General features: G+C 62.3%; 17 protein-coding genes. 6 read left to right on the top strand and 11 right to left on the bottom strand.

The annotated features are described in order from the left end of the window. Nucleotides 1-48: 48 nt before the first annotated feature. The 4 genes from pdhA (at nt 49) to Q4G24_RS01355 (ending at nt 4,615) form a co-directional block, all read left to right on the top strand. Complete coding sequence (gene pdhA, locus Q4G24_RS01370) at nt 49-1,050, top strand: pyruvate dehydrogenase (acetyl-transferring) E1 component subunit alpha (RefSeq protein WP_303364702.1); 1,002 nt, start codon at nt 49-51, stop codon at nt 1,048-1,050. 12 nt (nt 1,051-1,062) lie between these two features. After that, nucleotides 1,063-2,460: a pyruvate dehydrogenase complex E1 component subunit beta gene (locus Q4G24_RS01365; RefSeq protein ID WP_303364701.1), complete on the top strand. Its 1,398-nt coding sequence runs from the start codon at nt 1,063-1,065 to the stop codon at nt 2,458-2,460. A gap of 10 nt (nt 2,461-2,470) precedes the next feature. Beyond that, nucleotides 2,471-3,763: a pyruvate dehydrogenase complex dihydrolipoamide acetyltransferase gene (locus Q4G24_RS01360; protein WP_303364700.1), complete on the top strand. Its 1,293-nt coding sequence runs from the start codon at nt 2,471-2,473 to the stop codon at nt 3,761-3,763. Between the two features lie 105 nt (nt 3,764-3,868). Continuing rightward, a complete protein-coding gene (locus tag Q4G24_RS01355) occupies nt 3,869-4,615 on the top strand; it encodes a phosphatase PAP2 family protein (protein ID WP_303364699.1) in 747 nt (248 codons plus the stop codon). On the opposite strand, the gene Q4G24_RS01350 is transcribed toward Q4G24_RS01355, so the two are convergent. After that, complete coding sequence (locus tag Q4G24_RS01350; protein WP_303364698.1) at nt 4,599-5,384, bottom strand: division plane positioning ATPase MipZ; 786 nt, start codon at nt 5,382-5,384, stop codon at nt 4,599-4,601. The two genes, Q4G24_RS01355 and Q4G24_RS01350, sit on opposite strands and share 17 nt — an antisense overlap. 218 nt (nt 5,385-5,602) lie before the next feature. Here Q4G24_RS01350 and Q4G24_RS01345 point away from each other — a divergent pair, with 218 nt between their 5' ends. Beyond that, on the top strand, nt 5,603-5,845 hold the full coding sequence (locus Q4G24_RS01345) for a hypothetical protein (RefSeq protein WP_303364697.1): 243 nt from the start codon (nt 5,603-5,605) through the stop codon (nt 5,843-5,845). Then, a complete protein-coding gene (locus Q4G24_RS01340) occupies nt 5,842-6,081 on the top strand; it encodes a hypothetical protein (RefSeq protein WP_303364696.1) in 240 nt (79 codons plus the stop codon). Before Q4G24_RS01345 ends, Q4G24_RS01340 begins: the two co-directional genes overlap by 4 nt. A gap of 109 nt (nt 6,082-6,190) precedes the next feature. Here the strand turns inward: Q4G24_RS01340 and Q4G24_RS01335 are convergent, their stop codons facing one another. The 10 genes from Q4G24_RS01335 to ffh all read right to left on the bottom strand — a co-directional run bounded on the left by Q4G24_RS01335 (nt 6,191) and on the right by ffh (nt 12,497). After that, nucleotides 6,191-7,048 carry an ABC transporter six-transmembrane domain-containing protein gene (locus Q4G24_RS01335; RefSeq protein ID WP_303364695.1) on the bottom strand — a complete coding sequence of 286 codons (858 nt, stop codon included), beginning with the start codon at nt 7,046-7,048 and terminating at the stop codon, nt 6,191-6,193. Nucleotides 7,049-7,115: 67 nt separating this feature from the next. Further along, on the bottom strand, nt 7,116-7,337 hold the full coding sequence (gene rpmE / locus Q4G24_RS01330; protein ID WP_303364694.1) for a 50S ribosomal protein L31: 222 nt from the start codon (nt 7,335-7,337) through the stop codon (nt 7,116-7,118). Between the two features lie 11 nt (nt 7,338-7,348). Continuing rightward, nucleotides 7,349-7,738, bottom strand: coding sequence for a 50S ribosomal protein L19 (rplS, locus tag Q4G24_RS01325; protein ID WP_303364693.1), 390 nt, complete (start codon nt 7,736-7,738; stop codon nt 7,349-7,351). Between the two features lie 4 nt (nt 7,739-7,742). Then, on the bottom strand, nt 7,743-8,612 hold the full coding sequence (gene trmD, locus Q4G24_RS01320; protein WP_303364692.1) for a tRNA (guanosine(37)-N1)-methyltransferase TrmD: 870 nt from the start codon (nt 8,610-8,612) through the stop codon (nt 7,743-7,745). A 7-nt stretch (nt 8,613-8,619) separates the two neighbouring features. Next, nucleotides 8,620-9,117: a ribosome maturation factor RimM gene (gene rimM, locus Q4G24_RS01315; protein WP_303364691.1), complete on the bottom strand. Its 498-nt coding sequence runs from the start codon at nt 9,115-9,117 to the stop codon at nt 8,620-8,622. Nucleotides 9,118-9,234: 117 nt separating this feature from the next. Then, on the bottom strand, nt 9,235-9,633 hold the full coding sequence (gene rpsP, locus Q4G24_RS01310; RefSeq protein WP_303364690.1) for a 30S ribosomal protein S16: 399 nt from the start codon (nt 9,631-9,633) through the stop codon (nt 9,235-9,237). Between the two features lie 20 nt (nt 9,634-9,653). Further along, complete coding sequence (locus tag Q4G24_RS01305; protein ID WP_303364689.1) at nt 9,654-9,950, bottom strand: chorismate mutase; 297 nt, start codon at nt 9,948-9,950, stop codon at nt 9,654-9,656. After that, entirely contained in the window at nt 9,947-10,504 is a 558-nt protein-coding gene (locus tag Q4G24_RS01300; RefSeq protein ID WP_303364688.1) for a GNAT family N-acetyltransferase, read from the bottom strand. Before Q4G24_RS01300 ends, Q4G24_RS01305 begins: the two co-directional genes overlap by 4 nt. Beyond that, a complete protein-coding gene (locus Q4G24_RS01295) occupies nt 10,501-11,004 on the bottom strand; it encodes a GNAT family N-acetyltransferase (protein ID WP_303364687.1) in 504 nt (167 codons plus the stop codon). Before Q4G24_RS01295 ends, Q4G24_RS01300 begins: the two co-directional genes overlap by 4 nt. Beyond that, on the bottom strand, nt 11,004-12,497 hold the full coding sequence (gene ffh, locus Q4G24_RS01290) for a signal recognition particle protein (RefSeq protein ID WP_303364686.1): 1,494 nt from the start codon (nt 12,495-12,497) through the stop codon (nt 11,004-11,006). The genes Q4G24_RS01295 and ffh overlap by 1 nt, the downstream gene beginning before the upstream one ends. Between the last annotated feature and the right edge of the window lie 66 nt (nt 12,498-12,563).

Raw genomic sequence — 12,563 nt, 5'->3', positions numbered from 1 at the left:
TAGTTTAACGCTGAACTATCCACCTGTCAGCCAGTGGAGGAGCCTTAAATGGTCAAGAAACCCGCCGCCAGCGCCACCGCGACGCCGAATGTGTCGCGTGATGAGTTGCTGAAATATTACCGCGACATGCTGCTGATCCGCCGCTTCGAGGAAAAGGCCGGCCAGCTTTACGGCATGGGCCTGATCGGTGGCTTTTGCCACCTGTATATCGGGCAGGAAGCCGTTGTCGTGGGCCTTGAGGCTGCGGCCGAAGATGGCGACAAGCGCATCACATCCTATCGTGACCATGGGCATATGCTGGCCTGCGGCATGGACCCGAAAGGCGTCATGGCTGAGTTGACCGGGCGTGAGGGCGGCTATTCCAAGGGGAAGGGCGGCTCGATGCATATGTTCTCCAAGGAAAAGCATTTCTATGGTGGCCACGGCATCGTGGGTGCGCAGGTGCCGCTGGGTGCCGGGCTGGCCTTTGCTGACAAATACCTGGGCAATGGTCGCGTGACTTTCACCTATTTCGGGGATGGCGCGGCAAACCAGGGTCAGGTCTATGAGACCTATAACATGGCCGAGCTTTGGGATCTGCCCGTAGTTTTTGTCATTGAAAACAACCAATACGCCATGGGCATGAGCGTTCAGCGTTCGACCAAATCCAAGACCTTCTATGGCCGGGGCGAGGCGTTCGGCATCCCCGGCGAGCAGGTGGACGGCATGGACGTTCTGGCGGTCAAGGCCGCCGGTGAAAAGGCCGTCGCCCACTGCCGCGCGGGCAAGGGGCCGTATATCCTTGAGGTGATGACCTATCGCTATCGCGGCCACTCCATGTCCGACCCGGCGAAATACCGCACCCGCGAGGAGGTCCAGAAGATGCGCGACGAACGCGACGCCATCGACCATGTGCGCGATCTGCTGCTGCAAGGCGGCCACGCCACCGAGGACGACCTGAAAGCCATCGACAAGGAAATCAAGCAGATCGTCAACGACTCTGCCGAGTTCGCCAAGGAAAGCCCGGAACCGGCGCATGACGAACTCTGGACCGATATTTACGCTGAATAAGGGGATAGTGATATGGCAACCGAAATCCTGATGCCCGCCCTTTCCCCGACGATGGAGGAAGGCACTCTGGCCAAGTGGCTGAAAAAAGAGGGCGACACCGTGGCCGCCGGCGATATTCTGGCCGAGATCGAAACCGACAAGGCCACGATGGAGTTCGAGGCCGTCGATGAGGGTATCCTTGGCAAGATCCTCGTCCCCGAGGGGACGCAGGGCGTGGCCGTGAACACCCCCATCGCCGTGATGATCGAGGAGGGCGAATCGGCAGATGACATCGCTGCCCCGAAAGCCGAATCGAACACCGCCGCCAAAGGTGCCTCGGCCGAGGCGGTGAAAGACCCTGAGCAATCCGCTTCCGCTGCCCCTTCCGCCGTGGCCGAGGTTAAAACCCCCGAGCCGGACGAAAGCCCTGACTGGCCCGAAGGCACGGAAATGAAGACCATGACCGTGCGCGAGGCTCTGCGTGAGGCCATGGCCGAGGAAATGCGCCGCGACGAAACCGTGTTCCTGATGGGGGAAGAAGTCGGGGAATATCAGGGTGCCTACAAGATTTCGCAGGGCCTTCTGGACGAATTCGGCCCCAAGCGCATCGTCGATACGCCGATTTCCGAATACGGTTTCACCGGCATTGGCGTTGGCGCGGCCTTTGGCGGCCTGCGCCCGATCGTTGAGTTTATGACCTTCAACTTTGCCATGCAGGCAATCGACCACATCATCAATTCGGCCGCGAAAACCCTGTATATGTCGGGCGGCCAGATGGGTGCGCCGATGGTGTTCCGCGGCCCGAACGGTGCCGCCGCCCGCGTGGGGGCGCAGCACAGCCAGGATTACGCCGCCTGGTATTCCGCCATTCCCGGCCTGAAAGTCGTGATGCCCTATACCGCCGCCGACGCGAAAGGTCTGCTGAAACAGGCCATCCGCGACAATAACCCGGTGATTTTCCTTGAAAACGAAATCCTCTATGGCCGCTCATTCGAGGTGCCGGCGCTGGAAGATTTCACCATTCCCTTTGGCAAGGCCAAAATCGCCCGCAAGGGCAACGACGCGACCATCGTCAGCTTTGGTATCGGCATGTCGCACGCGCTGGAAGCCGCCGAAAAGCTGGCTGCCGACGGGATCGACGCCGAGGTGATCGACCTGCGCACCCTGCGACCGCTGGATTATGCAACGATCATCAAATCGGTGCAGAAAACCAACCGGCTGGTGACGGTCGAGGAAGGCTTTCCCGTGGGGTCCATCGGCAACCATATCTCGGCCTATGTCATGGAAAACGCATTCGATTACCTCGATGCGCCGGTCATCAACTGCACCGGCAAGGACGTTCCCATGCCCTATGCCGCCAATCTGGAAAAATTCGCGCTGGTGACTGCCGATGAGGTGGTCGAGGCGGTGCGCAAAGTCACCTATAAATAAGGGGGCAATCATGCCGACTGAAATCCTGATGCCCGCGCTGTCCCCGACCATGGAGGAGGGGACTCTGGCCAAATGGCTGGTCAAAGAGGGCGATATGGTCAAATCCGGCGATATTCTGGCCGAGATCGAAACCGACAAGGCCACGATGGAGTTCGAGGCGGTGGACGAAGGCACCATCGGCAAGATTCTGGTGGCCGAAGGCACCGCTGGCGTGGCGGTGAACAGCCCCATCGCCGTGTTGCTGGAGGATGGCGAAACGGCGGATGACATTTCCGCTGCCAAGCCTGCCGCTGCTGAAAAACCCGCTGAAACCAAGGCCGAGGCCGCAGCAGCAGCTAATGCGGAACCCGCCAAAACCCCCGCGGCGCCGAAATCCGGCGATGGCGACCGGATCTTCGCCTCGCCTCTGGCCCGGCGGATCGCAGCGGACAAAGGGATCGACCTTGCCAGCCTGACGGGCTCTGGCCCGCGCGGGCGGATCGTCAAGGCCGATGTCGAAAGCGCACAGCCCGGCGCGGCGAAACCCGCTGCGGCTGCCCCTGCTCCTACGGCTACGGCAGTTGCGGCCCCGCAAGGCCCCTCGGCCGACACCATCGCCAAGATGTATGCCGACCGCGAAACCGAGGTCGTCGAACTGGACGGGATGCGCCGCACCATCGCCAAGCGTCTGGGTGAGGCAAAACAGACCATCCCGCATTTCTACCTGCGCCGCTCGGCCAAGCTGGACGCGCTGATGGCGTTCCGCGCCACGCTGAACAAGCAGTTGGAAACCCGCGGGGTGAAGCTGTCGGTCAATGACTTCATCATCAAAGCTTGCGCACTGGCGCTGCAGGAGGTGCCGGATGCCAATGCGATTTGGGCGGGCGACCGGATCATCCGGCTGAAGCCCTCGGATGTGGCGGTCGCCGTTGCCGTGGACGGCGGGCTGTTCACCCCGGTGCTGAAGGATGCGGACAGCAAAACCCTGTCCAAACTGTCCACCGAGATGAAAGACCTTGCCACCCGCGCCAAGTCGAAAAAGCTGGCACCGCATGAATATCAGGGCGGCAGTTTTGCCATCTCGAACCTTGGGATGTATGGGATCGAGAACTTTGACGCCGTGATTAACCCGCCGCATGGGGCCATTCTGGCCGTCGGCGCGGGTATCCAGACCCCGGTGGTCGAGGATGGTCAGGTGGTGATCCGCAACGTCATGTCGATGACGCTTTCGGTCGATCACCGGGTCATTGACGGCGCACTCGGGGCGCGGCTTCTGGCCCATATCGTGCAACATCTGGAAAACCCGGTCGGGATGCTGGCCTGACCCCCAAAGGCGCCTTCGGGCGCCTTTTTTCATAGGGCTGCACATATTTGTGAAAGACGCTGCCGCTGCTGGCTGGCTGTCACATGGCCATGATATAGGCCGGCCATGAGCCATATGCGCGACATCACACTTCCCCTTATCGCGCTGCTGGCGCTGATGCTGATTTTCGCCATCTGGCCCGGTCTGGACCTGATGGTTGCACGACTGAGCGGCGGGCCGGACGGCTTTCCGCTTGCCGGGATTCCATTCCTGGAAACCATCCGTCATAGCATCTGGAACCTTGGGCTGTTGCTTTTGGTGGTGTTGCTGACCCTGTGGGCTATGTCGCTGCGACTGTCGCGCTGGCTGCGACTGCCGCCAGTCTTCTGGGGCCGTGGCGCGCTGGCGCTGCTGCTGGGACCGGGGCTGCTGGTGAATGTCATCCTCAAGGCGCATTGGGGCCGCGCCCGCCCGCGTGAGCTGATCGAGTTCGGCGGCGGCAGCCACTTTACGCCGCCGCTGCTCATGGCCGGAGCTTGCCCGCGCAACTGTGGCTTCCCCTCGGGCGAGGGGGCGCTGGCCTTTACCGTGGCGCTGCTGATCTGGTGCATGGTTTTTGCCCATGCCGGCCCCCGCACCCGGTTTTGGGGCGGAACCGTTTTGCTGGCGCTGGCCCTGACCGGAGCGGGCCTGCGCATGGCGATTGGTGCGCATTTCCTGTCTGATACGCTGTTTTCCGCGGCGCTATGTGCGCTGGTAATCGGGTTGCTGAACCACGCTCTGCCCGCACCTGCGGCCACACCCGCCGATCTGCGAGCCGATCTGCGCATGATGCGCAGCCGGATCGCCCGCGCCCTTAGAATTGCACGGTAACACCGGGCAAGCGCAACTCATTCACCAGATCGCGCAATTCCTGCCGGGCGGCAATATTCGACATGGAAAGCTGTTCCGTCCCAAGGTCTTTCAGATCCAGCAGCGTCAGCCCACGCGGGAACAGTTCGCGGAAAATCACCCGTTCGGCAAAGCCCGGCGCGACGCGGAAACCGATCCGCTTGGCCAGCTTGGTCAGGGCCGAGCCGACCTTGCGCTTATTGTGCATCGCCTGCGTTCCCAGACGGTTGCGCAGCACGATCCAGTCAATCGGCCCCGCCCCGGCCGCCCCACGCATCTGCCGCGCGTTCCAGACCATTTCCGAATAGATCGACGGCCCGATAATATTCTGATCCGGGTCCATCCGCGCCAACAGATCAAAGTCGATAAAGCTGTCATTCAACGGCGTGATCAACGTATCCGCCAGCATATGCGCCATCTGGCTGAGTTTGGTATGGCTGCCCGGACAGTCCAGCAGAATGAAATCGCAATCCTTTTCCAATGCCTCTAACGCACGGGAAAGCGGGTCCGTATCCGTGTTCGGATCGCTGATTTCCAGCACCCCCAACAGGGGCATTGGCAGGCTGACACCTTCACGCGCCAGGAGGGCCGCACGGTTTTCCAGATAGCGACCAAAGCTGCGCTGCCGCACATCCAGATCCAGCGCCCCCACGCGATGCCCCATCCGCGCCAGCGCCGTCGCCACATGCATCGAGGTCGTCGATTTGCCCGAGCCGCCCTTTTCATTGCCCACGACGATGATATGCGCCATGCGCGAATCCCCTTCCAAAATCAGGCGCCGACCATAGCGCCCCAAACCGCAAGCACCAGACCCGAATCATACCCTTGGCCCTCAACTCTTTCATAACACGATAAACCCTAAGGAATAATTCACGACGAATGAAAGCGTGATTTTTTCCTTGCAATACACGATAATCTTGGTAGATATATTCATGTCAGAACGGACTGACCCGAAAAGGAGACAAACGCATGACGCTTCATACGCAAATGACCGCTTTCGCCAGCGCGCTGCGTGCGCGCCTGCCGGAAATCGCCCGCCCTTCGGCCGGCGTCTATTCCTTGGGGCTGATCGACGAGATGACCGGCAAATGCCATCGCATCGTCCGCAGCACCAACCCTGACCGGATCATGACCGAGATGATGCGCAACCGTGACCCGCGCCGTTGGCGCGCCGTCATTCTGCGCAACCCTGCTGCGGAGGTGATCCAATGAACGCGATTCTGATGGGCGGGATGGTCTATCCCGAGGCGTTCCTTCTGGATGCAACCCCGGCACAAGACCTTGGCTACGCCACGCTTGTGACTGGCAAGCAATCCGCACAAGGCCCGGTGCTGCGGCGCTGGCTCGATGGGCGGGTCAGCATTGACGCGGGTGGCCGCACCATGACCGGCTGGCCGGTCGGGGTGACGCCGCGCGGCTGGTGGTCACGCCTGACCGGGCGCAGCTAGGACCTGATCTCGCCCCATCTTTTGTCCCTAAATATCCCCGCCGGAGGCGGCGGCGCTGGCAGATGCCTCCGGCGGGGATATTTAAATGAAGAAGATACAGCCAGAGCCATCAGACCGTGCCGCTGATCCGTTCGCTGATTTCGCGCAGCCGGGTCAGGGCCTGCAAGGCGATCGGCAGTTGCACGGCGGATTGCAGAAACTCTTGCGAATAGCTGACGACCGAGAAAATCGTGCCGGGGCTTCCGCCCAGCTTTGTTGCCGCAAACCAGATGTTATATGCCAGCATCCCCAGCAGCACCGAAAAGATCAGCCCATAGACGATGCTTTCAGTGTCTGACAGCCGCACCTCTTGTTTTCGCAGGCGCAGGAAATGCGCAGCGATTCGGCGCGGACTGTGGCTTTCGAGGGCGCTGACCTGACCTTCGGACGCCTCGTTCAGCGCCCCGTTCAGCCGGAAAAATCGCGGCGCGGCCACGGCATAGATCAGCAGCATCAGCGCCAGCGCACTGACCGAGCTAATCGCCAGCAGCCCGTGAAAGCTCAGCAGGACGACGACCGCGACAAAGACCTGAACCAGCGCAGTCATCGCCTCGGGTGCGGTATTTTCTAGAAAATCAACCAGTTCGCGCCCCATCAGAACGCGAGCGTTGCGCACGCTGACCGGGGCGGTCGCGGAACGCGCCGCCTGCACCTTGCCCAACTCGACCCGGATCGTGCCGTAAACCCGTGTATCGTAAACCCGGCGCAGGGTGGCCACCACCATCAGCCCCAGCAGCATCAGCACCAAATGGCGAAACGCCGTCCAGTCATCCTTGATCAGCCCGTCAATCGACCAGCCGATCAGCAGCGGCATCAGGGCGAACAGCCCGGTTTCCACCAGCACCAGCAGCCATGTCACCATGATCTGCCACCAGAAAACGCGGAACAACCGGGCGACGGACAGCCGGTCTTGCAGGTTCAGCGGCATTGTCGTCCCCTTTAAATCAAAACGCCGCCCCGATGGGGCGGCGCTGTTTCCATACATCGGTTCGGGATCAGAAACCCAGACCGGCGTATTTGTTCTTGAACTTGGACACGCGACCGCCGGTGTCCATCAGTTTGGCCGAACCGCCGGTCCATGCCGGGTGCGAGGTCGGGTCGATGTCCAGCGACATGGTGTCGCCTTCTTTGCCCCAGGTCGAACGCACCTGATAGGTGGTGCCGTCGGTCATTTTGACCTCGATCATGTGGTAGTCGGGATGAATGTCTTTTCTCATGGCGCTTATCCTCAGATCGAGACGTCGTTCTTGCCAGGCTTGGCTTTATAGTTCGACTGTTCGGCGATACGGGCCGATTTACCGCGACGCTCGCGCAGGTAATACAGCTTGGCGCGACGGACGCGGCCACGGCGCACGACTTCGATCGAGTCGATATTGGTCGAATACAGCGGGAACACACGTTCCACGCCCTCACCGAACGAGATCTTACGCACGGTGAAGCTGGCCGAGATGCCGCCGCCCTTGCGCGAGATGCAGACGCCTTCATACATCTGCACACGGGTGCGGGTGCCTTCGGTCACTTTGTAACCGACGCGAACGGTGTCACCGGCCTTGAAATCCGGGATTTTCTTGCCGAGTTCAGCGATCTGCTCGGCTTCCAGTTGGGCGATCAGGTTCATCGCGTTAATCCTTTTCCTGCGCGGGGTGGTTCCCCACTTGGTCTGATGCGCCCGAGAGCTGTCGGTCCTTTGCCGGGTCCATATCCGGGGCCTTGCGGTCCTGATATGCCCGCCACAGATCGGGGCGGCGTTCCTTGGTCAGCCTTTCGGCCATCTCGTGCCGCCAACTGGAAATAGCCGCGTGATTGCCGGACATGACAACATCCGGGATCGTGCGGCCTTCCCACTCGGCAGGGCGAGTATATTGCGGGTGCTCAAGCAGACCGTTGGAAAAGGATTCCTCGGCCAGCGAATCCTGATTCCCCAGCACGCGCGGTATAAGCCGAACCGTCGCATCAATCAAGACCTGAGCCGCCAGTTCACCGCCGGTCAGGACATAATCCCCGATGCTGACCTCCTCGACCGCGAAAGCGTCCAGAACGCGCTGATCCACGCCCTCGAAGCGGCCACAGATGAACACCGCCCCCGGCCCCTGCGCCAAAGCCCGCGCGCGGGCCTGCGTAAAGGGCTTGCCGCGTGGCGACAGATAGATCACCGGCAGCCCGCCTGCCCCGGCTTCCCGCAGCGCGGCGGCCATCACATCGGGGCGGATCACCATGCCCGCACCGCCCCCCGCCGGGGTATCATCAACATTGCGATGCTTGCCGATCCCATGCGCCCGCAGCGGCACGGTTTCCAGATTCCACAGCCCATCCCGCAGCGCCTTGCCTGTCAGCGACAGCCCAAGAACACCGGGAAAGGCCTCGGGGAACAGGGTCACGATGCGGGCGGTCCAGACGCCTTGCACCTGCGGCTCGGCCATCAGATCGCGCGGACGGGTGCTGGCGCGGATCGACATACGCCCATGCGAACGGGGGGCGGGGGTATCGCCCATCGGAACATCACTCATCGTCTTGCGGCGGGTCGGCAATGATGCGGCCTGCCGTCAGATCGACGGTCGGCACCACCGCACGGGTAAAGGGCAAAAGGATCACGCCCCCCTTGCCCGCGACCTCCAGAATATCGCCCGCGCCATGATCAAAGATCGCACGCACCCGGCCAAGGCTGACGCCGCCGGGGTCCAGAACCTCCAGCCCGATCAGGTCAGCGTGGTAAAACTCATCATCGGGCAGCGAGGGCAGCGCCGCGCGGGGCGCCCACAGGGTCATGCCTTTCAGCGCCTCGGCCTGTTCGCGCGTCTCTACACCGGACAGCCGCGCACCAAGCCCGCCCGTCACGGGCCGGGTCAGCTTTACGGTGAAAGAACGGGCGCCATCTTCGCTGGTCAGCGCCCCATATTGCGCAATATCAGCGGGTTCAGTGCAAAAACTTTTCAGCCGCACCTCGCCCCGGACGCCAAAAGCGCCGGCGATTGCCCCTACGCAAATGCGATCAGCCATATTGCCCCCTTTGTGACGCACAGCCGGATTATAGGCAGCCAGGCGCACGCAATCCAGCCGCCCCCGGATATGGAAAAGCGGGGCGCAAAGGCCCCGCTGATCCGCGCGTCCGGTCGATTATTCCGACGCGGTTTCTTCTGCCGGGGCCTCGGCGGGCGCGGCAGCAGCTTCGGCAGCGGCGGCGGCCTTATCAGCCTTTTCCTGCGCACGTTCCTGAGCTTTCTTGCCCGGCTCGGCTTTCTTCAGGTTCTTGCGTTCGGTTTTTTCCTTGACGCCGGCGGCTTCCAGGAAGCGGGCCACACGGTCGGTCGCCTGTGCGCCCTGACCCAGCCAGTATTGCACGCGCTCCATGTTCAGCTTGACGCGTTCTTCGCTGTCTTTCGGCAGCAGCGGGTTATAGGTGCCCAGCTTTTCGATAAAGCGGCCATCGCGCGGCATACGCGAGTCGGCGGCGACAATAGCGTAATGCGGGCGTTTTTTGCTGCCACCACGGGCCAGACGGATTTTCATGGACATTTGAATAGTCTCCTGAGGGGTTATTTCTGGAATTGCTCGTGATGCCGGATCACTTCCGAGATCACGAAGTTAAGGAATTTGCGCGCGAATTCCGGGTCGAGGTCGGCCTCGCGCGCGAGGCGTTCCAGCCGCTCGATCTGGTTCGCCTCACGGGCGGGATCGGACGGCGGAAGATCGTGTTCGGCCTTGAGGCGGCCGACGGATTGGGTGTGCTTGAACCTTTCGGCCAGCGTATAGACAAGGATCGCATCCAGCCGGTCGATGCTGGCGCGGTGTTCAGCCAGCAGGCTGGCGGCGCGGGCGGTGGCGTCGGTCATGCGGTCGTCCTTATGGGCAGGGCAGCCCCCTGCGGGTGGCGATAGGCAAGGCAGGGGCGCCCGTCAAAATCCGGGGTTGCGGCCATATCGTCACGGATGGCACCAAGCCGTTCTGCCAGCGCGATCGAGCGCGCATTGTCAGGGTCGATATAGCTGACAATTTCAGTCCAGCCGAGGCTGTCACGCGCAAACTGACGGGCGGCAACGGCGGCTTCATGCGCGAAGCCCTGACCTTCGGCTTGTGCTGTCCAGACGGTCCAGCCGACTTCATGTTCGGGCCAGCCTTCTGGAAACCACGGGCCAACCATCCCCAGCGGCGTATCATCACCGCGCAGGGTAAAGACGAACATCCCATAGTCACGCAGCACCCAATGGCCGATCACATGACCAAAGGCGCGCCAGCTTTGCCGAGGCTGAGTATCGCTGCCACCGCCAACAAACCGCGCCCGGTCCGAGCCGTGAAAGGCACACCAATGCGGCCAGTCCGCCGCGACCGGCGCACGCAGCACCAGCCGTTCGGTGGTCAGAACCGGAGTGGAGCCAAGCTGGATCATGCCGCGCCTTTCGGGTGCAGCCAGATGGCGATGGGACCAAAGGGGCTGTCCCCCTCGGCCATGCGGGTTGCCCCGATACGTTCGGCCAAAGCGTTCGAGCGAATATTATCCGGCGCGATCAGCGAGATCAGCTCATCCATGCCCTGCGCCGCAGCCCAGTCGCGGGCGGCAAGCGTGGCCTCTTGCGCATAGCCCTGGCCTTCGCCCTCGAACAATTGCCAGCCCAGTTCGGGCGCGGGCCAGCCGTCATGCATAACGATCCCGACCGCACCCAGCAGGCGACCCGTCGCAGTTTCCTCGACCATCCAATAGCCATAGCCGCGCAGCGCCCAATGGCCCGGCAGCGCGAGGAAGATGAACCAGTTTTCCAGCCGCTCACGCGGGCCACCGACAAAGCGCGAACGCTCACTGCCATAAAAGGCATTGTAAGCCTCGAAATCCTCGGGCCGGGTGGCGCGAAGGGTCAGGCGGTCAGTGGTCAGCGTAGGGGCAGCGGTCATCATTTCTTGCCAAACAGCCCCGACAAGCCCGAAGGCAGGTTCATGCCACCGAGCTGGCCGCCGATGCCTTTGGGATCTTGCAGCATCTTGGTCGCCTCGGCCATTTTCGACGGATCCACGCTGCCCATATCCGGCAGCCCGCCGCCGCGCCCGGTCATGGCGCGCATGGCCTGACGCAGCATCCCGCCCTTCATCTTGCCCAGCTTTTTCATTGTATCGGCCATCTGCCGCTGCATTTTCAGCAGCCTGTTCAGATCCTGCACATCCAGCCCTGCGCCTGCGGCAATGCGCTTCTTGCGGCTGGCTTGCAAAAGGTCCGGGTTCGCCCGCTCCTTTTTGGTCATCGAGTTGATCAGCGCGATCTGACGGCGGATCATCTTGTCGTCCATGCCCGCTTCCTCGGCGGCCTTGGCCATTTTCGCCATACCCGGCATCATGCCCATGATGGACTGCATCCCGCCCATTTTCTGCATCTGCTCAAGCTGGCCTTTCAGGTCGTTCATGTTGAACAGACCCTTCTGGAACCGCTTCATCATGCGTTCGGCCTGCTCGGCCTCCAGCACTTCCTGCGCCTTCTCGACAAGGGCCACGATGTCGCCCATGCCAAGGATGCGGCCCGCGACACGGCTGGCGTCGAACACCTCCAGCGCGTCCATCTTTTCGCCAAGGCCGACAAAGCGGATCGGCTTGCCCGTGACCTGACGCATCGACAGCGCCGCACCGCCGCGCCCGTCGCCATCCATCCGGGTCAGCACCACGCCGGTCACGCCAACCCTGGCATCAAACTCGGTCGCCACATTCACGGCATCCTGCCCGGTCAGCCCATCGACCACCAGCAGGGTTTCGCGCGGGTTGGCGACATCGCGGACGGCCTGAACCTCGTCCATCAACACCTGATCTATGTGCAGGCGCCCCGCCGTATCCAGCATATAGACATCATAGCCGCCAAGGCTGGCCTGTTGCTTGGCGCGGCGGGCGATCTGAACCGCCGATTCGCCCGGTACGATGGGCAGGGTATCGACGCCGATCTGCTGACCCAGAATCGCCAACTGCTCCATCGCGGCGGGACGGTTGGTATCGAGACTGGCCAGCAGGACACGCTTTTTCTCGCGCTCTTTCAGGCGGCGGGCCAGTTTCGCGGTCGTCGTCGTCTTCCCCGACCCCTGCAAGCCCACCATCAGGATCGGCGCGGGCGGGTTGTCGATGCGCAGCGCCTCGGGGGCCTCATCGCCTTGCAGGGTGCGGATCAGCTCATCATGGACGATTTTCACGACCTGCTGGCCGGGCGTCACCGATTTCGTTACCGCCGCGCCGGTGGCCTTGGCGGTGACTTTTTTGACGAAATCGCGAGCGACGGGCAGGGACACATCGGCCTCAAGCAGCGCCACGCGCACCTCGCGCATGGCGGCGCGAACGTCATCCTCGGACAGCGAGCCTTGCTTGGTCAGCCGGTCGAATACGCCGCCAAGCCGGTCGGAAAGAGATTCGAACATCGCAAGCCTCATCGCTGCCAAACAGGACTGCCCCCGTGGGCGCAACGCGCTGACGGAGGGCGATCC

This window comes from Paracoccus sp. (in: a-proteobacteria) (genome assembly GCF_030538695.1).
Classification (GTDB): domain Bacteria; phylum Pseudomonadota; class Alphaproteobacteria; order Rhodobacterales; family Rhodobacteraceae; genus Paracoccus.
This window is presented reverse-complemented; position numbering and strand designations above follow the sequence as displayed.